Genomic DNA, 25,419 nt, shown 5'->3' with positions numbered 1-25,419 from the left:
GGCCGCTCGTCGCGGCCGGGGATAGGTATGGGTGACGTGCAGGTAGTGAGTATCAGCAGCCTCAAAGGCGGCGTGGGCAAGACGTCGATGACCCTGGGGCTGGCCTCGGCCGCGCTGGCGGCCGGCATCCCGACGCTCGTCGTCGATCTCGACCCGCACGCTGATGCGACCACCGGCCTCGGCGTCAGGCCCTCCGGCCAGACCGACATCGGGCGCCTGCTGAAGAACGCCCGGCGCGGCGACCTCGGCGCCCACACCGTCCCCAGTGGCTGGGTGGCGACCGCCGCGCGGCAGCCGGGGGCCCGGGCGTCCACGCTCGACGTCGCGATGGGGTCGGCCCATTCGGGCATCTACGACCGGCCGGACCTCGGACGCCGCGACCAGCGGCGCCTGTCCACCCTCCTGTCCCGGGTCGAGGGATACAGCCTCGTCCTGATCGACTGCCCACCGTCGCTGAACGGCCTGACCCGCATGGCGTGGACCGCGAGCGACAGGGTGCTCCTCGTCGCGGAACCCGCCCTCTTCTCCGTGGCGGGCACGGAACGCACGATGCGCGCCCTCGAGCTGTTCCGCCGCGAATTCGCGCCGAAGCTGCAGACCGCGGGCATCCTCGCGAACCGGGTGCGCGAGACCTCCCACGAGCATGCGTTCCGCCTCGGCGAGATGCGGCGGATGTTCGGCGACCTGGTACTGAGCCCCACCATGCCGGAGCAGGCCAACTGGCAGCAGATCCAGGGCGCAGCCCACTCCGTGCACCACTGGCCCGGCGATTCCGCGCAGCTGGCGGCGAGCCGCTTCGACGAGCTGCTCCTGAACGTGGTGGACCCGGCCAGGATGCGCAGCCGGACCGCTCGGCGGTAGGCGCCCGGCACGGAGCCGTCGGCACACCGGCGAGGCGTCAGCTGATCCTGCGGGTGGCGCGGCGCTTGCTGAGTTCGTCGCCGGGGAAATCCTGGTCCGCGGCATGTTCGCTCGGCAGGGCCGCGAGGCTTCCCTCGACCTCGCGCCATACACGACCGACGGCGATGCCGAAGACTCCCTGTCCGCCCTGCACGAGGTCGATGACCTCGTCGGCGGAGGTGCATTCGTAGACGCTCGCGCCGTCGCTCATGAGGGTGATCTGGGCGAGGTCCTCGACCCCGCGTTCGCGGAGGTGCTCGACGGCGGTACGGATCTGCTGGAGGGACACCCCGGTGTCCAGCAGGCGCTTGACCACCTTGAGGACGAGGATGTCGCGGAAGCCGTAGAGGCGCTGCGTGCCTGAGCCGGAGGCACCGCGGACAGCGGGTTCCACGAGACCGGTGCGCGCCCAGTAGTCGAGCTGACGGTAGGTGATGCCGGCCGCCTTGCAGGCGGTGGGGCCGCGGTACCCGGCGTCCTCGTCGAGGACGGGGAGGTCTTCCGTGAAGAGCAGGCCCTGGGCGCTCGCCGGGACACCGGTGCCTGATGGGCTGGCTGCCTTGCCGGCGTCACCCTTCGGACTCACGTGCTGCCTCCTCGTCGGGTCCCCGGGACGTCTGCTGATCAGGCGGGGCCCCAGGGTGTGCACTCAAGTGTGCCCCGGGCCCACCACGCGCACAATGGGAACTGTATTCTTCGACGTTAGATCGCGGGAGGGACAAGGTCAAAGACGATGCCCCTCAAGCGGTGCCGTGTCGTCGGCGGACCGCGGGAAGCCACCGGAGCAGGGGTCCCGTGGTGGGCAACCTCACCGTTCGAAGTCCTCGGGCTCCACGTCGGCGAGGAACTCCCGGAACTGGAGGACCTCCTTCTCGGCGGTCTCCTCCGTCCCGCCGTCCCCCGGTTCCTCGGCGTCCGCCTCCGCGATCTCGACGCCGGCCACGGCCAGCACCTCGTCCGCGCAGAAGATGGGGCAGGGCACACGGAGCGCGATGGCCAGCGCGTCCGAGGCGCGCGAACCGACCGTCACGCCGTCATCGAAGACGAGTTCCGCATGGTAGACCGTGTCCTCCACCGAGGTGATGCGCACTTCGGTGATCTGCTTCCCCGCGGCGGCGACGACGTCGACCAGGAGGTCGTGCGTCATGGGCCGGGGCGGGACGATCCCCTGCTGCACGAAGGCGATGGCACTGGCCTCGGGGGCGCCGATCCAGATGGGCAGGTGCCGCTCCCCCGCGGTCTCGCGCAGGAGGACCAGGGGCTGGTTGGACGGCAGTTCGATCCGCACGCCCACCACTTCTACTTCGATCACGGAACGCCGCCTAACTGTCCATCCGGGCTATGTGGCTGTGCACCAGGGCGCTGTGGAGGCCGAGGCAGAGTTCGCTGATCTCGCGCGCGGTCTCCGCGGCGCGGGCCTTCGAGGCCACGTCCCTGCGCGAGGCCACGGGAGCGACGACGCTCTCCACGAGCCCCAGTTCGCGATCCGCGGCGGCGCGGAACGGCCGCAGGTGGCGGGGCTCGATGCCGTGACCCTCGAGCTGCACGCAGGCCTTGGTGATCTTCAGGGCGTGCTCGTCGAAACGGTTGTCGACGGCCGTGATCAGTCCGAAGCTCACGAGGTCGTCGACCAGCCTGCGCGGCGCCCCGGCCTCCGCGGCGAGCGTCTCCGCGGTGAGCCGCCGCGCATGCCCCTGCAGTTCGCGGGACAGCTGGTCGGAGACGACGCGCGGCGACAGGGTCAGCCCGCCGGGCAGCGACTCCGGACGCTCACCGCGATCGATCGCGTCGACGTAATCCTTGATCACCTTGAGGGGCAGGTACTGGTCGCGCTGGAGGGCGAGCACGAACCGGAGGCGCTCGACGTCGTGCGATGCGTACTTCCGGTACCCGGCCCGCGTGCGCTGCGGCGAGATCAGGCCCTTCTCCTCGAGGAACCGGATCTTCGACGCCGTGACCCGGGGGAACTCCTCGGCGAGCTCACGCAGGACCTCACCGATGTTGAGGACACCGGTGCCGGACGAACCGGGGACGACGCCGGCCGGATGCCGGGCGGGTTGGGAGACAGGCATGAAGCGGACTACGCCTGCGCTGTCGTGTGCCGGCCGCCCTGGCCCGGGACGGTGCGCGCCGCGTAGAAGGTGAGGCGGAACTTGCCGATCTGCACCTCGTTGCCGTTGCGGAGGGCCACGCTGTCCACGCGGTCGTTGTTGACGTAGGTGCCGTTGAGGCTGCGCGTGTCGACGACCATGAACCCGTTCTCGGTACGGCGGAACTCGGCGTGCTGGCGTGAGACCGTCACGTCGTCGAGGAAGATGTCGGCGTTCGGGTGGCGACCGGCCTTCGTGACGTCCTCGTCGAGAAGGAACCGCGCACCGGCGTTGGGGCCGGAGTGGGCGATCAGCAGCGCCGAGCCTGCGGGCAGGGCCGCGACGGACGACTGCTCCTCCCCCGTCAGATGCCGTTCCAGCTCGGTCACCGCGACCTGCGGGGGCAGACCGATGGTCGTTGTCTCGGGAGACGTCATGTTCGGCTCTTCTCCGTTTCCGGCTGGATTCACGTGGGGCACCATGGTCTTTCCTCCACCTACTGCACGATGGACCGGCGTGACGCCGGCCATACCGTCCCTGCCTTTGCGAGGTGGATCTAGCCTACCTGCTGCGAGTAGTCGGCTGAACTCAGCAGACCCTGGACCACCGCGGGGTCCGCGACCCTGATCTCCAGCAGCCAGCCCTCGCCGTACGGGTCGGAGTTGATCAGGGAGGGGTCGTCGTCGAGCGCCTCGTTGCGCGCCACGATCTCACCGGTCACCGGGGCGTAGATGTCGCTCACGCTCTTGGTCGACTCGACCTCGCCCACGACGTCCGCGCCGGTGACACCGGTCCCGGCCTCGGGCATCTGGACGTAGACCACATCCCCGAGGGCGTCCTGCGCGAAGTCGGTGATGCCGACGCGGACCGTGCCGTCGACGGCCGGCTCACTGACCCACTCGTGCTCCGCGGTGTAGTAGAGGCCGTCTGGGATGTTGCTCATGGTTGCCTTTCGGACGCGGGGTGCGGCAGCGGCGGCGGGAGGTGCCACCCGGTACAAGTACTGGTCGAGTATAGGCATAACGCGCAACACCGTGACGCGCCTCTCATCGTCTGTGGACGGCAACCCACGGGCAGTGCAGCCGGTCGCCCGATCGGCGCTGCGACGGGACGTTCGGCCCTTCTGGAGTCCCGGCCACCGGTGGAGACTTCTCTGCGCAGACCGACGAAAGGTGCGGGAGATGGACACACTGGTCGTATACGAATCGATGTTCGGCAACACCCGGATGATCGCCGAGGCCGTCGCCGACGCCCTCCGGTCCACCGGCGACGTCACGGTGGCGACCGCGGCCGAGGCCCCGGTGCAGCTGTCCGGGTACGGCCTCGTCGTCGTCGGTGCGCCCACGCACGCGCACACCCTCCCGCAACCGTCCTCACGGCAGGAGGCCGCCGCCTGGGCCGACGACCCGGACCGGGACCTCACGCTCGAGGCGGATGCCATGGAGCCCGGCATCCGGGAGTGGCTGGACCTCATGACCCTGTCCGCAGCGGAGCCCCGCTTCGCGGCGTTCTCCACCCGGGCGGACATCCCGCGCATCTTCGCCGGCGATGCCACGGCCGTGATCCGGCGCAGGCTCCACCGGAGGGACCTCGCCCTCGACGCGCACGAGGACTTCCTCGTGGACCACGACAGCCACCTCCTCCGGGGAGAGCAGCAACGCGCCCGCGACTGGGCCCTGACGCTCGTCCCGGTGACGTCCCGCCGGGAGTGAACCCGCGGCGGTGGTCCTGCAGCAATTCCGCGGTGGCGGTCCGGCGGCGGTGGTCCGCCGGGAAGATCAGACGGGCCGGTCGGCCGCGGGGCGTCCGCTCAGGCGGACGAACTCCTCCGCCATGCCCCGCGCGAACACCGCCCCGGGCACGCTCGCCGCGTCGAAGTGGACGCTGCAGCGCAGGCGGCCGTCGTAGGAGACCGCGGCGACGCCCAGCCGGACGTTCGCGGCGAGTACCGCGACGGGCCAGATGTCCGTCACGGGGGCGCCGGCGAGCTGGAGGGCCCGGCCCGGACCGGGGACATCGGTCACGAACCCGGCCACCAGGTGCTGGCGGTGCGCAACCCGGTCCAGGATCCGGGCACCGAGGGGGCCGCGCATGAACTCCAGCGTGCCCTGCTGCCGCGCCTCCACCTTCTCGGAGCGGGTGCGGGCGGCGATGAGGCGCAGGCGCCGCGCCGGATCGGGCTCGCCGAGCGGCAGATGCACGAGCATGACCCCGACGTGGTTGCCCGATGACCCCCGACGCTGCAGCGCCACCGGGACCGACACGGGCAGGTCTGCCGGGACGCCCTCGCCGGCCGTCGGGAGGGCTGCCCGGTAGCCCGACGCCACCGCGGAGAGCAGGGCGTCGTTCACCGTGGCACCGACGGCTCGCGCGTGGGCTCCGACGGCGGCGAGGTCGGCGTCGAGGAAGGCGACACCACGGTGTGCGCTGCGCTCGCCCAGGAACGGGGTGGGCCCCACCTCCCGCCCCGTGAGGGTCAGGCCGATGCGGCGCCCGCGGACGACGGCCCGGCGGAGGACACGGCGCAGATCCCGCCGACCGCCGGCAGCGGTGGCCGGCGGCGGTGGTGCCGTGTCCGGCGGGGACGCTCCGCCCGGGTCGAAGAGCTGCTGCACGATCGACACCGCCCCCAGACCGTCGGCCAGCGCGTGGTGGACGCGCAGCACCATCCCCACCCCGACGGCGTTCGCCCCCGGCACCAGCAACAGTTCCCACAGCGGGCGGTACCGTGGCAGGGGCACACTCATCAGCTCGCCGCACAGGCGTTCGAGCCCGGCCGGTCCCGGCACGGCGGCCACGAGGCGGATGTGATGGCGGAGATCCGGCGACACCTCCGCCCACCGGTGCCGGCGGCCGTCCCGGACCGCCAGCAGGCGCAGCCGCGGCAGCGCGGCGATCCGCTCGCCCACGACGGCGCGCACCACGGTCAGGTCGGGGACGCCGTCGGGCCCCACGAACCCGCCCGCCGCGAGCACGCCCGCGACGAGGAACACGTTCACCTGCCCGGCGTGGTCCAGCACGAGGTTGGCCTCGTCGACCGGGGCCAGCCGCTCTCCGGCCGGGATCGGGGTCATCGCACGGGCCCGGACGCCTCCACCCGACCCGCACCCAGATGGCGGAGGAACACGAGGAGCGGCACCATCCCGATCGCGGCGAGGGCCGCGAAGAGAGGAACGGCCGCCAGAGACGCGAACGGCGTCCCCTGGTCCGCGACAGCACCGAACCACTGGTCGGTGGCCACGCCGATACCCTCGACCACCAGCAGGACGAGCAGTGCACCGACCACGAGCCGGCCGAGCGGGCGGGACGTCCACAGCCACCACGAGGCGACCGCCAGCAGCGGAAGCCAGACGGCGAGATCCTGGACGAAGACGGGATTGGTCGTCATGCCCGATCCCGCCAGGAAGGCGGGCGGGTCGTCGCTGAGCATCGCGGGCAGGATCGTCCGCAACCAGACCAGCGCATTGAGGGCGGCGATGACGACCGCGTACGCCGCGATGCCCCGTGCGGGGAGGCGGTCGTCGAAGCGGGCGCTGAACTCCGCCAGATCGATCTGCCGCAGCAGCGCCGCCGCGGACCACAGCGCGAGCGAGAGCATCGCCACATAGGCGAGGAAGAGACTGTTGAACGGCGTGCCGAACAGGAACAGCACCGCCTGGTAGATGATGTACGCCACCGCTCCGAGCCACACCACGAGGGCCCGGGCGGAGTTCCTCCCCGCGAAGGACATCGAGGCGAACAGGAGCGGGACGGCGAGGACCATCAGCACGAGCGCCGTCCCGCGGAGGCTCCCCCGCGTCACGGCGGGCCCGCCCAGCACGTCGGGGAGGAAGAAGGAGGCGGAGGCGGCGAGCAGCGTCACCATCCCCAGGGCGGCGGACAGGCCGTATGCCGCGCCCGGACGCATCAGGGCCGTGGTCGTCGCGCTTGCCTGCAGGAGTCCCTGGCCCGGCCGCCGACCGGACGGCGTGGCGACGGCGCGGACCGGGACCTCGTCCGGGCGCGCTCCTCCGGCGACGGCGGGTGGCTGGTCGCTCTTCATCCGTCGATCCTCGTCCGCGCCGCGGGACCCGCCTAGGGCCGAGAGTCCTTCTCGAAGAGGCCCGGAAACACGGAACGCCCTCCCGAAGGAAGGCGTTCCGTGGTCGATGTCCGAGGACATCGCATGGTCGGGATGACAGGATTTGAACCTGCGACCCCTTGACCCCCAGTCAAGTGCGCTACCAAGCTGCGCCACATCCCGAACGGCCTGTCCAGCAGGCCAAACCACTCGGATAACACTACAGCATCCAGCGGCGGAACCGCACACCGGAGAAGGGGGTCAGCGCTTGCGGCTGCGCTTCTCGCGGACGCGCATGCTGACCTCGATGGGCGTGCCCTCGAAGCCGAACGTCTCCCGCAGGCGGCGCGTGATGAAGCGGCGGTAGCCGGGGTCCAGGAACCCCGTGGTGAACAGCACGAACCTCGGCGGCCGGCTGGAGGCCTGGGTCCCGAACAGGATGCGGGGCTGCTTCCCGCCGCGCACGGGGTGCGGGTGGGCGGCCACGAGTTCGCCGAGGAACGCGTTGAGCCGGCCCGTCGGGATGCGGCGGTCCCAGGACTCGAGGGCGACGTCGAGCGCGGGGACGAGACGGTCCTTGTGCCAGCCGGTGAGCGCCGAGATGTTCACGCGCGGGGCCCAGTCCACGTGGGCCAGGTCCTGGTCGATCTCGCGCTCGAGGTAGCGGCGGCGTTCGTCGTCGAGCAGGTCCCACTTGTTGAAGGCCAGCACGATCGCGCGGCCGGACTCGATGGCCAGGTTCAGGATGCGGATGTCCTGCTCGCTGAGCACCTCGTCGACGGCGAGGAGCACCACGGCGACCTCGGCCTTCTCCAGGGCGGACTGGGTACGCAGGGAGGCGTAGAAGTCGGCGCCCTGCTGCATGTGGACGCGGCGGCGGATGCCTGCGGTGTCCACGAAGCGCCAGGTGCGCCCGCCGAGCTCGATCATCTCGTCCACGGGGTCGCGCGTGGTCCCGGCCAGCGGGTCGACGACGACGCGGTCGGAGCCCGCGAGCTTGTTCAGCAGCGAGGACTTGCCCACGTTGGGTCGGCCGATCAGCGCGATGCGGCGGGGGCCGCCGGAGCGCTCGATACCGCCGTGCTCGGAGAACTCGGGGAGGATCGTGTTGATGTGGTCGAGCATGTCGGCGGTACCGCGGCCGTGCAGCGCGGACACCGGCCAGGGCTGCCCGAAGCCGAGGCCCCAGAGCACGGAGGCGTCGGCCTCGTTCTGGATGTCGTCCACCTTGTTGGCCACGAGGATGACGGGCCTGTTCTTGCGGCGCAGCATGCGCACCACGGCCTCGTCCGTCGCGGTGGCACCGACGGTGGCGTCGACGACGAACAGGACGGCGTCCGCCATGTCGACGGCGATCTCCGCCTGGTCGGCGACGCGCGCGGCGATGCCCCTGGCGTCCTGCTCCCATCCGCCCGTGTCGACGAGGGTGAAGTTCCGCCCGGACCACTGGGCCGGGTAGGAGACGCGGTCGCGGGTCACGCCGGGGGTGTCCTCGACGACGGCCTCGCGGCGGCCGAGGATGCGGTTGACGAGCGTGGACTTGCCGACGTTCGGGCGGCCGACGATGGCGAGCACGGGGTTGAGCCGGCCTTCCGCCTCGTCGTCGAAGTCCTCGTGCCGGCGGTCCAGGAGCGCGGCGTCCTCGTCGTCGAGCTCGTAGTCCTCGAGGCCCGCGCGGAGGGAGGCGGCGCGCTGCTCCGCCTCGGCGTCGTCGAGGCTGTCGAGCAGCGCACCGACCTGGTCCTCGCCGCTCGGCTCGTAGTCCTCGTCGGCTCCGGGGCTCTGCTCCGTCGCGTCCGGCGAAAGGTTCTCGCTCATCTGGTATTCCTTCGGTTGATGTTCACCGTCTCCCGACGGCAATCCTGGGTGGGCTCGCGCCCGGGGTCTTGCGGTGGACCGTCGCGGGACGGTTAGTGCGCCACCGTGCGCACGATGCCGAGGACGGCAGCCACGGTCTGCTCGAAGTCGAGGTCCGAGGAGTCGAGTGCGACCACTCCGTCCGCGGCCTGGTGGAACTCGACGACGGTCGAGTCCCGGGCGTCCCGTTCGGTGACCTGCCGCTTCAGCTGGGCGTCGGTCTGCGTGCCGCCGAGCTGGTCCCCGCGGCGGCGCAGGCGCGCCTCCTCGCTCGCGGTGAGGAGGATGCGCACCTCGGCGTCGGGGGCGACGACGGTGGTGATGTCGCGTCCCTCGGCGACGATGCGGTGTCCGGCGCCGGCGATCAGCGCGCGCTGGCGCCGGATCAGCTCGGCCCTGGCACCCATGGTGGTCGCGACGGCGCTCACCGCGGACGACACCGCGGGCTCGCGGATGGCGGCGGTGACGTCGTCGCCCCCGATGGTCACGGATTCGTGGTCCGGGCTGGTGCTGATGAACAGCTCGACCTCCCGCGCCGCCGCCTCGACGGCGGCGCTGTCCTCGAGGTCGATCCCCTGCGAGACGCAGTGGAGCGTGACGGCGCGGTACATCGCCCCGGTGTCGAGATACGCGGCGCGGAGCCGCCGGGCCACTTCCCGGCTGACACTCGACTTCCCGGAACCGGAGGGCCCGTCGATCGCCACGACGAGGGACTTGCCCAGACGGAAGCCCGAGTGCGGGCTGGATGGCGCGGACTTGCCGGCGGCGTCCGGGATGATGGGCGTCTGCATTGCTGAAACCTGCGTCACTGCACTACCTTCCAGCCCCGCTGCGTCAGGGACTCCGTGAGTTCTTGTCGTTTGCCCGGGATGACCGACAGTTCGGCGAGGCCCACCTGGCGCCCGGGAGAGTGTTCGAGGCGGAAATCCTCGACGTTGATCCCGGTGTGCCCGATCTCCGTCAGGAGTTTCGCGATCTGCCCGGGCACGTCGTCGACGAGCACGGTCAGGCGGGCAAAGGAGTTCGGCGGCGTCCCGTGCTTGCCGGGCACGCGCGCCTGGCCTGCGTTCCCCTCGGACATCAGCTGGGCCATGTCGAGGCGGGATCCGCCGCCCGTCGGGTCCTCGAGGGTGCTGATCAGCCGGTTCAGGTCCTCGCGGACGCCGTACAGGATCTCGACGAGTCGGCCGGCGTTGGCGGAGAGGATCTGCACCCAGAGGCGGGGGTCGCTCGCCGCGATGCGCGTCACGTCCCGCAGTCCGTTGCCCGCGAGCGAGAGCGCCTGCACGGGCGAGTCCTGCAGCCTGCTCGCCACGAGCGAGGACACCACCTGCGGCAGGTGGGAGATGAGCGCCACGGCCTGGTCGTGCTCCTCGGCGGACATGCGCGCGGGCACGGCCCCGAGGTCGACGGCGAGCCGTTCGGCGCACAGGACGGCCTCGGCGGAACTGTGGGCGCCGCAGAGCACCCAGGGCGCACCGGTGAACAGCTCCGCGCGGGCCGCGACGGGCCCGGACGTCTCGCGGCCGGCCATCGGATGCGTCCCGACGTACCGCGACAGGTGCGCCGCAACTCCCGGCGTCGCTTCGAGGTCGCGCAGGATCGCTTCCTTCACGCTGCAGATGTCCATGACGACGGCGTCCGGGTAGTCCCGGAGCGCGGCCGCCACGACCTGCGCGGTGACGTCGGGAGGGGTCGCGACGACGACGAGTTCCGGCGCCGCCCGCTCCCCCGCGGCCAGCACCTCCGCGAGGAGCCGGCCGGCTCCGATGTCGCGGGCGACGGCCTCGGTGGAGGGCGAGCTGTCGGACAGGACGACGTCGAGCCCGCGGGCGCGCAGCCCCAGCCCGATGCTGGCACCCAGCAGCCCGGCCCCGATGACGAGGACCGGTCCTGCGAGGTGCGTGCCCTGCTCCGTGCGCGTGGTCATGGTCTAGAGGCCCACCGATGCCAGCAGGTGCCCGACCTCCTGGCGTCCGAGCACGCGGATACTGCCCTGACGCTGGTCGCCCACGCGGATGGGGCCGAGCTGGGTGCGGACGAGGCGTTCCACGGGATGCCCGACGGCGTCGAAGAGCCGGCGGACCACGCGGTTGCGGCCCGAGTGCAGCACGACCTCGACGAGGATGTGGCCGGGCGTCGAGTCGACGAGCTTGAAGGAGTCGACCTTCGCGGTGCCGTCCTCCAGTTCGATACCGGCCTTCATCTGGGCCCCGATGCCCTGGCCCATCGGCCCGCGGACCTGCACGAGGTAGGTCTTCGGGACCTCGTAGGAGGGGTGGGTCAGGCGGTTGGTGAGTTCGCCGTCGTTGGTGAGCAGGAGCAGGCCCTCGGTCTCGGCGTCCAGGCGACCCACATGGAACAGGCGCTCGTTCTTGTTCTTGTTCTTCAGGAAGTCGCTGATGCACGGGCGGCCCTCGGGGTCCTCCATGGTGGAGACGACCCCGCGTGGCTTGTTGAAGACGTAGTACTTGAGGTTCTCGTCGAGCTGGAGACGGATGCCGTCCACGTGGATGGCGACCTGCTCGGGGGCGACGCGCACGCCGAGTTCGGTGACGACGGTGCCGTCCACCTCCACGCGGCCGTCGAGGATCATCTCCTCGCACACACGGCGCGAGGCGACGCCGGCGAGGGCCATGACCTTCTGCAGGCGGACGCCCTCCGGGTTGTGGACGTCGATCTCGTCGGCGGGGCGGCTGGAACGCTTGGGCCTGGCGACGCGCACCGGCCCGAGGTTCTGCCCGAAGCGTTCACGCCCGAAGGGCTTGGCGCCGGCAGGCTTCTGGCGCGCCGCACTCTTCTGCTCACCCGTGCGTCCACCGGTCGCGCCGCCGGGACGGCCGGGCTTGCCGGTCGCACGCCCTCCCGCCTTCGTCCCGAAGCGGCTCGAGGGGGTGCCTGCGGAGGGTCTCCCCGCGGCGGACCGCGCGCGTCCCTCGGCGGATTCGCGACGATCGCCTGCGTCGCGACGATCGCCTGCGCCGGAGGGTCGGCCGCCCGAGGAGCGGGTGTCGTCCCTCGAAGGGCGGCCCCCGGAGGAGCGGGTGTCGTCCCGGGAGGGGCGGCCCCCCGAGGAACGGGTGTCGTCCCGTGCGGGGCGGGACTCACCCTGACGGCCACCCTGCGCCGAGCGCTCCTGGAAGGGACGACCCTCACCGGAACGCCCGCCACCCTGCCCCGAACCGGTACGGGGAGCGGACTTCCTGGTGCGGGCAGCGTCGGATGGGCGCCCGGCCGACCCGCCGCGGCGCGGCGTATTGCGTCCGGAACCGGATCCTGGCTGCTGTGTCATGTAGAAATGTCCTTCTCGTCGGTCATGCTCAGTACGTCGTTTCGTCATACTCCCCAAGGCTCTCGAGGCCCGGCAGGTGGGGAGCGATCCGGGGCAGTTCGTCGACGCTGCCCAGCCCCAATCTTTCCAGAAAGAGGGTGGTGGTCCCATAAAGGACGGCACCGGTCTCCGGATCGGTCTCGAGCTCGACAACCAGCCCGCGCTGCAGCAGCGTGCGGACCACGGAATCGACATTGACGCCCCGAATCGCGGAAACCCGGGCACGGGACACCGGCTGGCGGTACGCGATGACCGCCAGGGTCTCGAGCGCTGCCTGTGACAACCGGGCTGATTGGCCGTCGAGCACGAAGTCTGCGACGACGGATGCGAAGTGCTGCCGCGAGAAGATGCGCCACCCGCCGGCGATGTTCCTGAGTTCGAAACCACGCGGCATGGGATGTTCGGCGCCCTGGGAGCCTGATCCAGTATAGCCGTCATACTCCCGCTGCAGGTCCACGAGCACGGCACCCACCTGTGCGGCCGACCGGTCGAGCGCCGCGGCGACCTGCTCGTCGGTGACGGGCCGGTCCGCGACCATGAGGATCGCCTCCACCGCCGCCCGCAGCCCGCCGGGCAGTTCCTCGACGGGGACGTCCTGCCCGTCGGGGGCTGCCCCCTCGCTCATGCCGCACCCCTCTCGTCATCGCGCATGTCCGCCGCGCCCTCGTCATCGCTCGTCATCGCGTCGGCCGCCCATGGCCCGTCCTCCGTGCTCCACCGCACCAGGAGCTCGGACAGGGGGGCCGCCTGCTCGAAGGAGACGGCGCCGTCCCGGAACAGCTCCAGCAGGGCGAGGAATCGCACCACGAGCACCAGCCGGGACGCGGCGTCCTCCGTCAGGTGGCGGAAGGACAGCGCGCCCCTGCCCTGCAGGAGGTCCCGCAGGGCCAGGGCCTGCTCGCGCACGCTGACCGCGGGTGCGTGCAGGTGTCCGATGCCCACCTCGGCGGGCCGTTCCTCCCGCGGCGCGAGCACCCGGGCGGCGATGGCCGCGAACTCCTCGGGAGAGTGCCGCCAGAGGAGTTCCGGGAGGAGCCGGGTGAAGTGCGGCTCGAGCGGCGCGTCGCGCGGGTGGCGTGCGTCCTCCTCCTCGAGGCGGGCGGCGAGGTGCCGGGCCATCTCCTTGAAGGCCCGGTACTGCAGGAGCCTGGCGAACAGCAGGTCGCGGGCCTCCAGGAGTGCGACGTCCTCCGCGTCCTCGACGGCGCCGGCCGGCAGCAGGCGTGCCGCCTTCAGGTCCAGGAGGGTCGCCGCGACCACCAGGAACTCACTCGCCTCGTCGAGCTTCCACTCCCCCTCGGCGGCCTGGATGCGGCGGATGTGGGCGATGAACTCGTCCGTGACCTGTGCCAGGGCGATCTCGGTGATATCGAGCTCGCGCCGGGAGATGAGGTTCAGCAGCAGGTCGAAGGGCCCGCTGAAGTTGGTCAGCTGCACCTCGAAGACCTGGCGCGCGCCGGCTCCCGCCGGCTTCCCGACTGCCGGGGCGTCCGCCACGCGCACCTAGCGGGACCGGGAGGACCCGGAGGAGACCTGCACTAGGGCGCTCCGCCCCTGCTGATCAGTTCCTTGGCCAGGCGGCGGTAGGCGTCCGCGCCGGAGTGGTTGGCCGCATAGGACGTGATGGGCTCCGCCGCCACGGTCGCGTCGGCGAACTTGATGGTGCGCTTGATGACGGTCTCGAAGACCTTGTCGCCGAAGGCTTCGACGAGGCGCGCGATGACCTCGCGGCTGTGGAGCGTCCGGGCGTCGTACATGGTGGCGAGCACGCCGTCGATCTGCAGCCGCGGGTTCAGGCGGTCCTGCACCTTCTCGATGGTCTCGACCAGCAGGGCCACGGCGCGCAGCGCGAAGAACTCGCAGATCAGCGGGATGATGACGCCGTGCGCCGCGGTGAGCGCGTTCACGGTGAGCAGCCCCAGCGACGGCTGGCAGTCGATCAGGATGACGTCGTAGTCGTCCGAGACCTTGCGCAGCGCGCGGTCGAGGACCTGCTCGCGCGCCACCTCGTTGACCAGCTGCACCTCGGCGGCGGAGAGGTCGATGTTGGCCGGCAGCAGGTCGATGTTCTCGATCGCGGTGTGCTGGATGGCGTCCTGGATGGAGACCTTGCGGTCCATGAGGACGTTGTAGACGGTGACGTCGAGTTCGTGCGGGTTGGTACCGAGGCCGGCGGAGAGCGCGCCCTGCGGGTCGAAGTCGACCAGCAGGACCCTGCGGCCTGCCTCGGCGAGCGCGGCGCCGAGGTTGATGGTGGACGTCGTCTTGCCGACACCGCCCTTCTGGTTCACCATCGCGATGATCCTCGCCGGGCCGTGCGACTCCAGGACCCTCGGCTCCGGGAATTCCGTCACGGGGCGGCCGGTCGGGCCCAGTTCCGTGTCCGCCGCGCTGGGCAGGGTCGCTGAACCCTGTTCGCTACTCACGTATGTCTCCACGCTTCCATCAGTGTCGGTGCAGGCCGGCCCGTGATCGCCCACGGCCGCTTTTCTCTAGGTCAACGGTACAACGCCGAGGGCGGCCGCCGTGAAGATCGACGTCGGGAGGTGGCGAGCCTTGATCCTCGACCTGAGGTCGAAGCTTCCCGCGGGACGGCTTTCCCCGGCCGGGAACGACGACGGCGACGGCCGGGGGTGCCCGGTCCGTCGCCGTCGGTTCTGCTCGTGCGGTTCCTGCGCGGCGGGCGGCTCCCGCCGGCGCCCTGTCAGCGCGCGGCGGGTGTGACGACCGCGGCGTCGGTCCTGACGGCCGCGCTCTCCTCGATGCCGTCGTCGGTGTCGTCGGTGTCGAAGCGGTGGTCGGTGCTCATGGTCGCCTCGTCGAAGGGCTCGCGGCCCTCGAGGACCTCGTCCACGCGGGCGCGGTCGATCTCCTTGGTCCACGTGCCGATGAGGACTGTCGCGACGGCGTTGCCGGTGAAGTTGGTCAGTGCGCGGGCTTCCGACATGAAGCGGTCGATACCGACGATGAGGCCGACGCCGTCCACCAGGTCGGGGCGGTGCGACTGCAGGCCGCCGGCGAGGGTGGCCAGGCCGGCGCCGGTGACGCCCGCCGCGCCCTTGGAGGCGATGATCATGAAGACGAGCAGCGAGATCTGCTCGCCGAGGGCCAGCGGCGTCCCCATGGCCTCGGCGACGAACAGGGAGGCCATCGTGAGGTAGATGGCGGTGCCGTCGAGGTTGAAGGAGTACCCGGTGGGCACGGTGACGCCGACCACGGGCTTGGAGACACCGAGGTGCTCCATCTTCGCGATCAGGCGCGGCAGGGCCGCCTCGGACGAGGAGGTGCTGAAGATCAGCAGGTATTCGCGGCCGAGGTACTTCATCAGCTTGAAGATGCTGACGCCGGTGACGAGCCGCAGCAGTCCGCCCAGGATGACCACGATGAACAGGATGCAGGTGATGTAGAACGCGACCATGAGCGTGGCCATGCTGATGATCGCCTGCACGCCGGTCTCGCCGACGACGGCGGCGATGGCGCCGAAGGCACCGATCGGTGCGAGCCACATGATCATGACGAGGATGCGGAAGACCAGGGCCTGGATGTGGCCGATGCCCCGGAGGATCGGCTTCCCGGCCGAGCCCATCTTCTGCAGCGCGAAGCCGACGAGCAGTGCGACGAACAGCGTCTGCAGGATGCTGGGACCGGTCAGTGCGGACAGCAGCGTGGTGGGGATGATCCCGAGCAGGAACCCGATCGTCCCGCCGTCGCCGCCCTCGGCGGACTCGGGCACCGTGTAGGTGGAGGACGAGATGTCCAGGCCCTCACCGGGCTGGATGAGGTTGCCGACGACGAGCCCGATCGCGAGCGCGAAGGTGGACATGAGCATGAAGTAGCCGAGCGCCAGTCCGCCCACCTTGCCGACGGTCGCGGCCTTGGCGATCGAACCGACCCCGAGCACGATGGTGCAGAAGATGATCGGGGCGATCATCATCTTGATGAGGTTGATGAACCCGGTGCCGAGGGGCTTGAGGGCCTTCGCGAACTCGGGGGCGACGAGGCCGAGGACCGCTCCGAGGATCACGGCCGCGATGACGGCGATGTAGAGGAAGTGGGTCTTGTCGACCCGCTTGCGGGGTTGTGCTGGTCCGCTGTCGGACCGCGCTGGCGCCATGGCCATGCTGTTCTCCCTTGGTGTCGGCCGCCCGGCGGCGCCGGCGGGGAGGTCGTTCTCCGTCCGCGGGGGTCTGGCCAGGAAGCGTAGTGTTGAGTCGTTCCTCCCCATCGTGCCTGCGCGAGTGACCCGGATCACGATTGCGTTCATACTGTTCGTGGTCGTACGGGCGTGGGGGCCAATTCGGAAGGAGCGGGGAACCGCGTGAGTCGATGGAGCCTCGCCCGCCAGTTCTTCCTGGCCCAGCTCGTCTTCATCGTGGTCCTCTCGGCCTCCCTGTCGGTGATCCTGTACCTCGACGCCGCCCGGGGCGTGAACGACGCCGCGGCCGAGCGGATGGTCGCCGTCTCCACGTCGATCGCCCTCGAACCCGCCGTCCTGGACGCCGTCCGAGGCCCCGACCCCTCGGCGTCCCTGCAGCCCTACGCGGTGGAGGTGATGGACCGCCTGGGCGTGGACTTCATCACCATCATGGCGACCGACCGTACGCGCTTCACGCACCGCAACCCGGAGGAGATCGGCAGGCCCTACATCGGGTCCGTGGCCGAGGCGCTGACCGGGACCACGCACTCGGAGACCTACGCCGGGACCCTCGGTCCGTCCATCCGCGCGATCGTCCCCGTCGTGGACGACACCGGGACGGTGCAGGCCATGGTCGCCTCGGGCATCACCGTGGACCGTGCCGCCATCGCGCGGAACGCGCAGCTCCCGCTCGTCGCGGTCATCGCCCTGGGCGCGCTGGCGCTCGGGGCCCTCGCCTCGTTCCTGCTCAGCCGGCGCCTCCGGGACGCGACGCTGGGCATGGGACCGGCCGAGCTCTCCCGCACGTTCGTGTTCTACGACTCGGTGCTCCACTCCGTGAGGGAGGGGCTGCTCCTGACCGACGCGGCGGGGCGCCTGGTGCTCTACAACGACCAGGCGGCCCGGCTCCTCGGGCTCGACGGGTCGCAGGAGCCCGTTCCGGCGTCGCACCTGGCGGTGCCGCCGTCGCTGCGCGAGCTGCTCTCCTCGGGCCGGCGGGCCCTGGACGAGGTGCACGTCACCGAGTCCCGGGTCCTGGTGGTCAACCAGGAGCCCGCCGTCCCGCCCACGCCGCCGGGCCGCACCGCCCCGGCCCCGGGCGCCCTGGGGACCGTCACGACCCTGCGCGACCACACCGAGATCGAGGCCCTGACCGGGCAGGTGGAGACCATGCGGACCCTGACGGACGCGCTGCGCTCGCAGACGCACGAGCACGCCAACCGCCTGCACACCATCGTCTCGCTGGTGGAACTCGGCAGGGACGCCGAGGCCGTGGATTTCGCCACCCGGGACCTGCAGCAGTCGCAGCGGCTCACGGACGAGGTGGTCCAGGCGGTCGACGAGCCGTTCATCGCTGCGCTCCTGGTCGGCAAGGCCGCCCAGGCGAACGAACGCGGCATCGAGCTCACCTCGGACATCGCCCCCGATGCCCAGGCCGGTTCGCTCCATCCCGTGGACCTCGTGACGGTCATCGGGAACCTCCTCGACAACGCGTTCGACGAGGCCGCCCGATCCGAGGAACCCCGTGTCCGGCTCACGGTACGACGCGCGATGGACGGCGATGGCGCACAGGTCCTGGAGATCGTCGTCGAGGACAGCGGCAACGGCCTGCCCGACTCCGAGAAGGCGAGGATCTTCGACTTCGGCTACAGCACGAAGCCGGCGTGCGAGGCGGAGGGCGGGACGCCGGCCGGACGCGGCATCGGCCTCGCCCTCGTCCGCCAGGCGGTACGACGCTTCGCGGGCTCGATCGCGGTGACGGACACGGACGACGGCGGGGCGCGGTTCACCGTCCGGCTGCCCGTCGCGCCCGTCGCCGGCCGGGTCGGCGCATGAGTGCCATCCGCGTCCTCGTCGTCGAGGACGATCCGGTCGCCGCGGACGCGCACGCCGAGTACGTCCGGCGGCTCGAGGGGTTCGAGCTCGCGGGAGTCGCCCGGAGCGGCGCGGAGCTCGCGGCGTTCCTCCGGCTGGCGGGCGAGAAGCCGGGGCGCGGCGGGGCCGCCGTCGACCTCATCCTGCTCGACATGAACCTGCCGGACGCTCACGGGCTGGACATCATCCGCCGCCTCCGCGGTCTCGGCCTCCCGGTGGACATCATCGCGATCACCGCCGTGCGGGACCTGCAGGTGGTGCGCTCGGCGATCTCCTCCGGCATCGTCCAGTACCTCATCAAACCGTTCACCTTCTCGGCGTTCCGGGAGAAGCTCGACGCCTACCGGGACTTCCACCGGAACCTCGTGGAGCAGGCCTCGGCCACCACGCAGGAGGAGGTGGACCAGGCCTTCGCCTCCCTCCGGCCCGCCACCGTGGCGGCACTCCCCAAGGGCCTCTCGGCGGAGACGCTGCGTGCCGTCTCGGGGGTCCTGAAGGAGCTGCACGAGCCCACCTCGGCGGTCGAGGTGTCGGAGGCCCTGTCCATGTCCCGCGTCACGGCACGGCGGTACCTCGAGTACCTCGCCGACCGGAGGTCGGTCCTCCGGACGCCGCGCTACGGCACGCGGGGGCGTCCCGAGTTCGAGTACACCTGGGCCCGGACCCCGCCGGAGCGGTAGCGCCAGACCGCGCCCGTCCGGTCACCCGGCCGGCGACGGGCGGAGCAGGGGCTCCAGCGCGTCGAGCACCGAGGGGTCCTCGATCGTGGACGGGACGGCGTACGCGGCCCCCGCCGCCATCTGCCGCATCGTCTTCCGCAGGATCTTGCCGGACCGTGTCTTCGGCAGCGCCTCGACGACGACGGCGGACCGGAAGTCCGCCACGGGGCCGATCGTGCGGCGGACCATCGCCACGAGCTCGGCCTCGAGCGCGGCCGGGTCGAGGGTGACGCCCGCCTTGAGGACCACGTAGCCGCTCGCTCGCTGTCCCTTGACCGGGTCCTGCAGCCCGAGCACGGCGCACTCGGCGACGGCGGGGTGCTGGGCGATCACCTGCTCGATCGCGCCGGTCGAGAGCCGGTGCCCGGCGACGTTGATGACGTCGTCCGTGCGGCCCATCACGAACAGGTAGCCGTCCTCGTCCAGGTAGCCGGAGTCGCCGCTCGTGTAGAAGCCCGCGAAGTCGCTGAGGTAGGCGTCCCGGTAGCGGTCGTCGCTGCCCCACAGGGTGGTCAGCGTGCCGGGCGGGAGCGGGAGGCGCAGGGCGATGCTCCCCTCGGTCCCGGTCGCCACCGGGGACCCGCCGGGGTCGAGGATCACGACGTCGAACCCGGGCGAGGGCAGGGACGGCGATCCGGCCTTCAGCGGCACTCCGCCCAGCCCGCGCGGGTTCCCGCAGATGGGCCACCCGGTCTCCGTCTGCCACCAGTTGTCGACGACGGGCACGCCGAGGACCTCCCCGATCCACTCGGAGGTCCCCGTGTCGAGCCGCTCACCGGCCGAGAAGAGCGTCTCCAGCGAGGAGAGGTCGTGGGAGCGGACGGCCGCGGCGTCGGGGTCGGCGCGCCGGACGGACCGGAGCGCGGTGGGCGCGGTGAACAGCACCTTCACGCGGTGCTGTTCGATGAGCCGCCCGAAGGCCCCGGCGTCGGGGGTGCCCACGGGCTTCCCCTCGTACAGGACCGTCGTGGCACCGGCCAGGAGCGGCCCGTAGACGATGTAGGAGTGGCCCACCACCCAGCCGACGTCGGACGCCGTCAGCATCGTGTCGCCCGGGCCCACGCCGAAGATCGCCTGCATGGACCACGTCAGCGCCACGGCGTGCCCGCCGTTGTCCCGCACCACACCTTTCGGGGAACCCGTGGTGCCGGAGGTGTAGAGGATGTAGAGCGGGTCCGTCGCGGCGACCTCCACGGGCGGGACCGCCTCCGCGGCGGCGGCGGCCTCGTCCCAGTCCAGCCACCGCGTCCCGGGCTCCCGGTACTCGGCGACGCCGTGGCCGAACCCGGCGCGCGCCTTGACGACGACGGGCGTCCCGGCGCTGTCGGCGAGCGCGAGCGCCTCCTGGACCGCGGGGAGGTACTCGACGCGCCGGGCGGGTTCGATGCCGCCGTCCGCCGTCACGACCGCCGACGGCCTGGCGTCCCTGATACGGGCCGCCAGCTCGGCGGCGGCGAAGCCTCCGAAGACCACGGAGTGGACGGCGCCGATCCGGGCGCAGGCGAGCATGGCGACGGCGGCCTCGGGGATCATCGGCAGGTAGACCAGCACCCTGTCGCCCTTGCCGACGCCGAGGCGCGCGAGCACGCCCGCGAAGACGGCCACCTCGTCGCGGAGCTCGGCGTACGTGATGGTGCGGACCGTGCCGAGCATCGCGGAGTCGTGGATCAGGGCCGCCTGGTCGCCGCGTCCCGCCTCGACGTGGCGGTCGAGCGCGTTGTAGCTCGTGTTGAGGGACGCCCCGGGGAACCAGCGGTACAGCGGCGCGTCCGCGGTGTCCACGGCGGCCGAGGGTGGGCGCACCCAGTCGATCGCATCCGCGGCCTGCAGCCAGAACCGCTCCGGGTCCGCGAGGCTCTCCGCGTGCAGTCGTCGGTAGTCCTGTCCGGGGAGAACCCCGGGTCCTGCATCGTGTTCGGCAGCCATGGTCGCCCCTCGTCGCGCGTGGATGGTGAGGACCAGTATCCACCATCACCTTCTGTATACATAGGGGTCATAACTTCCGGCTGGGATCCGTGAATTCTTGTACTTGCGCACTCCTTTGCATACATTGGAGCCGGTGCAGCCTCGTGACAGCGGGCTGATCGGCACCACCAGGACAAGCCGGAGGAGGCGAGGATGCGGGCCAGTGATCGCGCCTACGCCCTCCTGCGTGCGGACATCGTCGAATGGCGGCTGGCCCCGGGGGACGTGCTGGCCGAGGTGGAGCAATCGGCGCGGCTCGGCGTCTCGAGGACCCCCCTGCGCGAAGCGCTCTCCCGGCTCGTCGCCGAAGGCCTCGCCAGCCCGCACGCGGGGCGCGGCGTCGTCGTCTCCGCGATCTCCCTCGCTGCCGTCGCCGATCTCTTCGACGTCCGCCTGCCCCTCGAATGCGCCGCCGTCCGGCTCGCCGCCGTGCGCGGCGACGGCCCCGTCTTCGCGGCGCTCGCCGGGGAGTTCGCCCGCGCCGGGCAGCTCATCGGGGACGACGACGGCGGCCAGGACGCGTACTACGCCCTCGTGGCGCGGCTCGACGCACAGATCGACGAGGCGGCCGGGAACCCCTACCTGCTGCAGGCCCAGAAGCCGATCCGCACCCATCTGGCCCGGGTCCGGCGGCTGGCCCGGGACCACCCGCCCCGCCTCCTGGCCTCGGCCCGCGAGCACGAGCAGATCGCGCTCGCCCTGGGCGCCGGCAATGCCGATCTCGCCGAGGCCTCGATGCGCGTGCACCTGCACACCAGCCTGCAGCACCTGCTCGCCCCGAACCCCACCCGACCCTGACCCCACCCTGCAACCCACCCTGAACAACCCCGAACCAGCCCCGCAGCACCGAGAGGAACACCATGGTCGAACTCCACCCCGTCCGCGTCCACCGCAGTGAGGAGAACCTCCCCCGGGAGGGCCAGCTCGCCTGGAAGATCGCCGAGGTCGCCACGGATCCCGTCGAGGTCACGGCGGACGTCACCGACATGGTGATCAACCGGATCATCGACAACGCCTCCGTGGCCCTCGCATCGCTGAACCGCGCGCCCGTCGTCGCGGCCCGCGCCCAGGCGCTGAGCCACCCGGTCTCCGTCCACGGCTCGGGGGCCGCCGTCTTCGGCGTCGACTCCCCCGTCTCCGCGGAATGGGCCGCATGGGCCAACGGCGTCGCCGTGCGCGAGCTCGACTACCACGACACCTTCCTCGCCGCGGACTACTCGCACCCGGGCGACAACATCCCGCCCATCCTCGCCGCGGCGCAGCACACCGGTGCCTCGGGCCGTGACCTGGTCCGCGCGATCGCCACGGGGTACGAGATCCAGGTGGACCTCGTGAAGGCCATCTGCCTGCACGAGCACAAGATCGACCACGTCGCGCATCTCGGCCCGTCCGCCGCAGCGGGCATCGGCACGCTGCTCGGCCTCGACGCGGACGTCATCTTCCACGCCGTCGGACAGGCCCTGCACACGACGACGGCGACCCGGCAGTCCCGTAAGGGCGAGATCTCCACGTGGAAGGCGCACGCGCCGGCCTTCGCCGGGAAGATGGCTGTCGAGGCCGTCGACCGCGCCATGCGCGGGCAGACCTCGCCCACCCCCATCTACGAGGGCGAGGACGGCGTGATCGCCTGGCTCCTCGACGGGCCCGGGGCCGCCTACGAGGTGCCCCTGCCCGCGCAGGGCGAGCCGAAGCGCGCCATCCTCGACACCTACACCAAGGAGCACTCCGCCGAGTACCAGGCCCAGGCCTGGATCGACCTCGCCCGGCGCCTCCACGGCTCGCACCCCGAGGCCACGGACCCGTCGAACGTCGCCTCCGTGGTCATCCACACCTCCCACCACACCCACTACGTGATCGGCTCCGGCGCCAACGATCCGCAGAAGTACGATCCCACCGCCTCCCGGGAGACGCTCGACCACTCGATCCCCTACATCTTCACCGTCGCGCTGCAGGACGGCCGCTGGCACCACGAGGACTCCTACGCCCCCGAGCGGGCCGCACGACCGGACACGGTCGCGCTCTGGCACAAGGTCACCACGGTCGAGGACCCCGAGTGGACGCGCCGCTACCACTCCCTCGACATCGCGGAGAAGGCCTTCGGCGGGCGGGTCGAGATCACCCTCACGGACGGCACCGTCATCACCGACGAGATCGCCGTGGCGGACGCGCACCCCCTCGGTGCCCGGCCCTTCGCCCGCGCCGACTACATCGCCAAGCTGCGCATGCTCGCCGCGGGCGTCGTCGACGACGCCGAGCTGGACCGCTTCCTCGCCGCCGTCGAGCAGTTGCCCGACCTCCCGGCCGGCTCGCTGGGGCAGCTCAACCTCGTCGCGCGCCCCGGCGTCATCGATGCGGCCGCCGCGCCGCAGGGACTCCTCTAGGAGGCGGCCGTGCTGTACTCGAGCGTCACCCCCGACCAGAAGCGCCGGGCCCTCAGGGACGGGCTCGCCTCCGGGCGCGTCCAGCAGTTCCCGGGCGCCTTCAACCCGCTCTCGGCCCGCCTCATCGCCGACAAGGGCTTCGACGGCGTCTACATCTCCGGGGCGGTCATCGCCGCCGACCTCGGCCTGCCGGACATCGGCCTGACGACGCTGACGGAGGTCGCGCACCGTGCCGGGCAGATCGCCCGCATGACCGACCTGCCGTGCATCGTCGACGCCGACACGGGCTTCGGCGAGCCCATGAACGTGGCCCGCAGCGTGCAGGAGCTCGAGAACGCGGGGCTCGCGGGCTGCCACATCGAGGACCAGTTCAACCCGAAGCGCTGCGGCCACCTCGACGGCAAGAACGTCGTGGACCTCGACACGGCCGTGAAGCGCATCCGGGCCGCCGCCGACGCCCGCCGCGACCCGAACTTCCTGATCATGGCACGCACCGACATCCGGGGCACGGACACGCTGGAGGCCGCCTGCGAGCGGTCGCGGGCACTCGTCGAGGCGGGCGCCGACGCCATCTTCCCCGAGGCCCTGCGGAGCCTCGAGGAGTTCCGCGCCATCCGTGACGCCGTGGACGTGCCGATCCTGGCCAACATGACCGAGTTCGGCAAGAGCGAGCTCTTCACCGTGGAGCAGCTGCAGGAGGTGGGCGTCACCATGGTGATCTACCCCGTCACGCTGCTGCGCAGTGCGATGGGCGCCGCCGAGCGTACGCTGGACTCGATCAGGACCCAGGGGACGCAGGAGGCGGCCGTGGCGGACATGCAGCCACGGAGCCGGCTCTACGAGCTGGTGGACTACGAGGGCTACAACCGCTTCGACTCCTCCGTGTTCGACTTCGAGATTCCCGACGGCCGCCCGCCGGGCGGCGCCGGATCCGCACGACCGACTGCACAGGAGGACCAGGCGTGACAGAACCACAGATCCACAAGGGGCTCGCGGGAGTCGTGGTGGACTACACCGCGGTCTCGAAGGTCAATCCGGAGACCAACTCGCTCCTGTACCGGGGATACCCCGTGCAGGAGCTCGCAGGTCACCGCGACGTCGAGGACGTCGCCTATCTGCTGTGGAACGGCGAACTGCCGGACCCCGAGGAGCGGGCGCGGTTCGATGCCTTCGAGCGCGCGCACCGGGCCCTCCCGGAGCAGGTGGTCGCGGCGATCGACCTGCTGCCGCTGACGGCACACCCCATGGACGTGGCGCGGACGGCCGTCTCCGTGCTGGGGGCCTGCCACCCGCTGGCGAACGACAACTCGGTCGAGGCGAACATGGAGAAGGCTGCCACGCTGTTCGCGGTGTTCCCCGCCGTCGTTGCCTACGACCAGCGCCGCCGGCGCGGGCAGGCCCGCGTGGAGCCCCGCGACGACCTCGGCTACTCCGCGAACTTCCTATGGATGACCTTCGGCGAGGAGGCGCCCGCCGAGGTGGTGCACGCGTTCGACGTCTCGATGGTCCTGTACGCGGAGCACTCCTTCAATGCGTCGACCTTCACCGCGCGGGTCATCACCTCCACCCTCTCGGACCTGCACTCCGCCGTGACCGGCGCCATCGGCGCCCTCAAGGGAGCCCTGCACGGCGGGGCGAACGAGGCCGTCATGCACACCTTCGAGGAGATCGGCATCCGCGAGGACGAATCCTCCGAGGAGGCCGCCGCCCGCGCGAAGGCGTGGATGGAGGAAGCGCTGGCGTCGAAGAAGAAGGTCATGGGCTTCGGCCACAGGGTCTACAAGAACGGCGATTCCCGCGTCCCCACCATGAAGTCCGCACTCGACGCCATGATCGGGTACTACGGCCGCAGCGAGATCCTGGGGCTGTACTCGGGGCTCGAGACGGCCATGGACGAGGCCAAGGGCATCAAGCCGAACCTGGACTACCCCGCCGGACCCACCTATCACCTGATGGGGTTCGACACCGAGATGTTCACGCCTCTCTTCATCGCCGCGCGCATCACCGGCTGGACCGCGCACATCATGGAGCAGACGGCCGCCAACTCGCTCATCCGCCCCCTGAGCCTCTACAACGGGCCGGACGAGCGGCACGTCGAAGGCTGAC

The 25,419-nt window shown here is 71.3% G+C and carries 24 protein-coding genes and 1 tRNA gene; 8 read left to right on the top strand and 17 right to left on the bottom strand.

Annotation, left to right across the window (positions count from 1 at the left end):
• Positions 1-36: 36 nt before the first annotated feature.
• Positions 37-861 (top strand): ParA family protein, encoded by an 825-nt coding sequence (locus tag MWM45_RS06555; protein WP_247828745.1) that lies wholly within the window; start codon positions 37-39, stop codon positions 859-861.
• A gap of 37 nt (positions 862-898) precedes the next feature.
• Here the strand turns inward: MWM45_RS06555 and MWM45_RS06550 are convergent, their stop codons facing one another.
• The 5 genes from MWM45_RS06550 to gcvH all read right to left on the bottom strand — a co-directional run bounded on the left by MWM45_RS06550 (position 899) and on the right by gcvH (position 3,933).
• Positions 899-1,486: a MerR family transcriptional regulator gene (locus MWM45_RS06550; protein WP_043447000.1), complete on the bottom strand. Its 588-nt coding sequence runs from the start codon at positions 1,484-1,486 to the stop codon at positions 899-901.
• A 222-nt stretch (positions 1,487-1,708) separates the two neighbouring features.
• The gene (locus tag MWM45_RS06545) at positions 1,709-2,212 is read right to left on the bottom strand and encodes a bifunctional nuclease family protein (RefSeq protein WP_043447003.1); all 504 of its coding nucleotides are present in this window, start codon (positions 2,210-2,212) and stop codon (positions 1,709-1,711) included.
• A gap of 10 nt (positions 2,213-2,222) precedes the next feature.
• The gene (ftsR, locus tag MWM45_RS06540; protein WP_247828744.1) at positions 2,223-2,972 is read right to left on the bottom strand and encodes a transcriptional regulator FtsR; all 750 of its coding nucleotides are present in this window, start codon (positions 2,970-2,972) and stop codon (positions 2,223-2,225) included.
• 8 nt (positions 2,973-2,980) lie between these two features.
• Entirely contained in the window at positions 2,981-3,472 is a 492-nt protein-coding gene (locus MWM45_RS06535; protein ID WP_043447009.1) for an FHA domain-containing protein, read from the bottom strand.
• A gap of 74 nt (positions 3,473-3,546) precedes the next feature.
• Entirely contained in the window at positions 3,547-3,933 is a 387-nt protein-coding gene (gcvH, locus tag MWM45_RS06530; RefSeq protein ID WP_043447010.1) for a glycine cleavage system protein GcvH, read from the bottom strand.
• A gap of 238 nt (positions 3,934-4,171) precedes the next feature.
• Here gcvH and MWM45_RS06525 point away from each other — a divergent pair, with 238 nt between their 5' ends.
• The gene (locus tag MWM45_RS06525) at positions 4,172-4,702 is read left to right on the top strand and encodes a flavodoxin family protein (protein ID WP_247828743.1); all 531 of its coding nucleotides are present in this window, start codon (positions 4,172-4,174) and stop codon (positions 4,700-4,702) included.
• Between the two features lie 66 nt (positions 4,703-4,768).
• Here the strand turns inward: MWM45_RS06525 and MWM45_RS06520 are convergent, their stop codons facing one another.
• The 11 genes from MWM45_RS06520 to MWM45_RS06470 form a co-directional block, all read right to left on the bottom strand.
• Positions 4,769-6,064 carry a wax ester/triacylglycerol synthase domain-containing protein gene (locus MWM45_RS06520; RefSeq protein ID WP_247828742.1) on the bottom strand — a complete coding sequence of 432 codons (1,296 nt, stop codon included), beginning with the start codon at positions 6,062-6,064 and terminating at the stop codon, positions 4,769-4,771.
• Positions 6,061-7,032, bottom strand: a complete 972-nt coding sequence (locus tag MWM45_RS06515; protein ID WP_247828741.1) for a hypothetical protein — start codon at positions 7,030-7,032, stop codon at positions 6,061-6,063. Before MWM45_RS06515 ends, MWM45_RS06520 begins: the two co-directional genes overlap by 4 nt.
• A gap of 124 nt (positions 7,033-7,156) precedes the next feature.
• Positions 7,157-7,233, bottom strand: a tRNA-Pro gene (locus MWM45_RS06510).
• A gap of 78 nt (positions 7,234-7,311) precedes the next feature.
• Positions 7,312-8,868 carry a ribosome biogenesis GTPase Der gene (der, locus tag MWM45_RS06505; RefSeq protein ID WP_247828740.1) on the bottom strand — a complete coding sequence of 519 codons (1,557 nt, stop codon included), beginning with the start codon at positions 8,866-8,868 and terminating at the stop codon, positions 7,312-7,314.
• Positions 8,869-8,960: 92 nt separating this feature from the next.
• The gene (cmk, locus tag MWM45_RS06500; protein ID WP_247828739.1) at positions 8,961-9,698 is read right to left on the bottom strand and encodes a (d)CMP kinase; all 738 of its coding nucleotides are present in this window, start codon (positions 9,696-9,698) and stop codon (positions 8,961-8,963) included.
• Positions 9,699-9,712: 14 nt separating this feature from the next.
• Positions 9,713-10,837: a prephenate dehydrogenase gene (locus tag MWM45_RS06495; protein WP_247828738.1), complete on the bottom strand. Its 1,125-nt coding sequence runs from the start codon at positions 10,835-10,837 to the stop codon at positions 9,713-9,715.
• Between the two features lie 3 nt (positions 10,838-10,840).
• Positions 10,841-12,199 carry a pseudouridine synthase gene (locus tag MWM45_RS06490; protein WP_247828737.1) on the bottom strand — a complete coding sequence of 453 codons (1,359 nt, stop codon included), beginning with the start codon at positions 12,197-12,199 and terminating at the stop codon, positions 10,841-10,843.
• A 28-nt stretch (positions 12,200-12,227) separates the two neighbouring features.
• Positions 12,228-12,863 carry an SMC-Scp complex subunit ScpB gene (gene scpB, locus MWM45_RS06485; RefSeq protein ID WP_247828736.1) on the bottom strand — a complete coding sequence of 212 codons (636 nt, stop codon included), beginning with the start codon at positions 12,861-12,863 and terminating at the stop codon, positions 12,228-12,230.
• Entirely contained in the window at positions 12,860-13,735 is an 876-nt protein-coding gene (locus tag MWM45_RS06480) for a segregation and condensation protein A (protein ID WP_247828735.1), read from the bottom strand. Before MWM45_RS06480 ends, scpB begins: the two co-directional genes overlap by 4 nt.
• A gap of 41 nt (positions 13,736-13,776) precedes the next feature.
• Complete coding sequence (locus MWM45_RS06475) at positions 13,777-14,664, bottom strand: ParA family protein (RefSeq protein ID WP_043447118.1); 888 nt, start codon at positions 14,662-14,664, stop codon at positions 13,777-13,779.
• 278 nt (positions 14,665-14,942) lie between these two features.
• Positions 14,943-16,352, bottom strand: coding sequence for a cation:dicarboxylate symporter family transporter (locus MWM45_RS06470; RefSeq protein ID WP_247829160.1), 1,410 nt, complete (start codon positions 16,350-16,352; stop codon positions 14,943-14,945).
• 204 nt (positions 16,353-16,556) lie between these two features.
• Here MWM45_RS06470 and MWM45_RS06465 point away from each other — a divergent pair, with 204 nt between their 5' ends.
• Positions 16,557-18,209 carry a sensor histidine kinase gene (locus tag MWM45_RS06465; protein WP_247828734.1) on the top strand — a complete coding sequence of 551 codons (1,653 nt, stop codon included), beginning with the start codon at positions 16,557-16,559 and terminating at the stop codon, positions 18,207-18,209.
• Positions 18,206-18,928: a response regulator gene (locus MWM45_RS06460; RefSeq protein WP_247828733.1), complete on the top strand. Its 723-nt coding sequence runs from the start codon at positions 18,206-18,208 to the stop codon at positions 18,926-18,928. The genes MWM45_RS06465 and MWM45_RS06460 overlap by 4 nt, the downstream gene beginning before the upstream one ends.
• 21 nt (positions 18,929-18,949) lie before the next feature.
• On the opposite strand, the gene MWM45_RS06455 is transcribed toward MWM45_RS06460, so the two are convergent.
• On the bottom strand, positions 18,950-20,893 hold the full coding sequence (locus tag MWM45_RS06455; protein WP_247828732.1) for an AMP-binding protein: 1,944 nt from the start codon (positions 20,891-20,893) through the stop codon (positions 18,950-18,952).
• 192 nt (positions 20,894-21,085) lie between these two features.
• On the opposite strand from MWM45_RS06455, the gene MWM45_RS06450 reads away from it, so the two are divergent.
• From MWM45_RS06450 to MWM45_RS06435, 4 genes are all read left to right on the top strand, one after another.
• Positions 21,086-21,730 (top strand): GntR family transcriptional regulator, encoded by a 645-nt coding sequence (locus MWM45_RS06450; protein WP_247828731.1) that lies wholly within the window; start codon positions 21,086-21,088, stop codon positions 21,728-21,730.
• A gap of 62 nt (positions 21,731-21,792) precedes the next feature.
• A complete protein-coding gene (locus MWM45_RS06445; RefSeq protein ID WP_247828730.1) occupies positions 21,793-23,313 on the top strand; it encodes an MmgE/PrpD family protein in 1,521 nt (506 codons plus the stop codon).
• Between the two features lie 9 nt (positions 23,314-23,322).
• Positions 23,323-24,279 carry a methylisocitrate lyase gene (gene prpB / locus MWM45_RS06440; RefSeq protein ID WP_247828729.1) on the top strand — a complete coding sequence of 319 codons (957 nt, stop codon included), beginning with the start codon at positions 23,323-23,325 and terminating at the stop codon, positions 24,277-24,279.
• On the top strand, positions 24,276-25,418 hold the full coding sequence (locus MWM45_RS06435; protein WP_247828728.1) for a bifunctional 2-methylcitrate synthase/citrate synthase: 1,143 nt from the start codon (positions 24,276-24,278) through the stop codon (positions 25,416-25,418). Before prpB ends, MWM45_RS06435 begins: the two co-directional genes overlap by 4 nt.
• Position 25,419 lies beyond the last annotated feature (1 nt).

The sequence above is a fragment of the Arthrobacter antioxidans genome (genome assembly GCF_023100725.1).
Lineage (GTDB): Bacteria > Actinomycetota > Actinomycetes > Actinomycetales > Micrococcaceae > Arthrobacter_D > Arthrobacter_D antioxidans.
Note: the sequence above shows the minus strand (reverse complement) of the source record. Positions and strands in the feature narration are given on the sequence as shown.

Coding starts and splice junctions, on each gene's coding strand:
- ftsR (WP_247828744.1), bottom strand. CDS start 2,972: ATGCCTGTCTCCCAACCCGCCCGGCATCCGGCCGGCGTCGTCCCCGGT.
- MWM45_RS06535 (WP_043447009.1), bottom strand. CDS start 3,472: ATGGTGCCCCACGTGAATCCAGCCGGAAACGGAGAAGAGCCGAACATG.
- gcvH (WP_043447010.1), bottom strand. CDS start 3,933: ATGAGCAACATCCCAGACGGCCTCTACTACACCGCGGAGCACGAGTGG.
- MWM45_RS06525 (WP_247828743.1), top strand. CDS start 4,172: ATGGACACACTGGTCGTATACGAATCGATGTTCGGCAACACCCGGATG.
- MWM45_RS06520 (WP_247828742.1), bottom strand. CDS start 6,064: ATGACCCCGATCCCGGCCGGAGAGCGGCTGGCCCCGGTCGACGAGGCC.
- MWM45_RS06515 (WP_247828741.1), bottom strand. CDS start 7,032: ATGAAGAGCGACCAGCCACCCGCCGTCGCCGGAGGAGCGCGCCCGGAC.
- der (WP_247828740.1), bottom strand. CDS start 8,868: ATGAGCGAGAACCTTTCGCCGGACGCGACGGAGCAGAGCCCCGGAGCC.
- cmk (WP_247828739.1), bottom strand. CDS start 9,698: ATGCAGACGCCCATCATCCCGGACGCCGCCGGCAAGTCCGCGCCATCC.
- MWM45_RS06495 (WP_247828738.1), bottom strand. CDS start 10,837: ATGACCACGCGCACGGAGCAGGGCACGCACCTCGCAGGACCGGTCCTC.
- MWM45_RS06490 (WP_247828737.1), bottom strand. CDS start 12,199: ATGACACAGCAGCCAGGATCCGGTTCCGGACGCAATACGCCGCGCCGC.
- scpB (WP_247828736.1), bottom strand. CDS start 12,863: ATGAGCGAGGGGGCAGCCCCCGACGGGCAGGACGTCCCCGTCGAGGAA.
- MWM45_RS06470 (WP_247829160.1), bottom strand. CDS start 16,352: ATGGCGCCAGCGCGGTCCGACAGCGGACCAGCACAACCCCGCAAGCGG.
- MWM45_RS06460 (WP_247828733.1), top strand. CDS start 18,206: ATGAGTGCCATCCGCGTCCTCGTCGTCGAGGACGATCCGGTCGCCGCG.
- MWM45_RS06455 (WP_247828732.1), bottom strand. CDS start 20,893: ATGGCTGCCGAACACGATGCAGGACCCGGGGTTCTCCCCGGACAGGAC.
- MWM45_RS06450 (WP_247828731.1), top strand. CDS start 21,086: ATGCGGGCCAGTGATCGCGCCTACGCCCTCCTGCGTGCGGACATCGTC.
- MWM45_RS06445 (WP_247828730.1), top strand. CDS start 21,793: ATGGTCGAACTCCACCCCGTCCGCGTCCACCGCAGTGAGGAGAACCTC.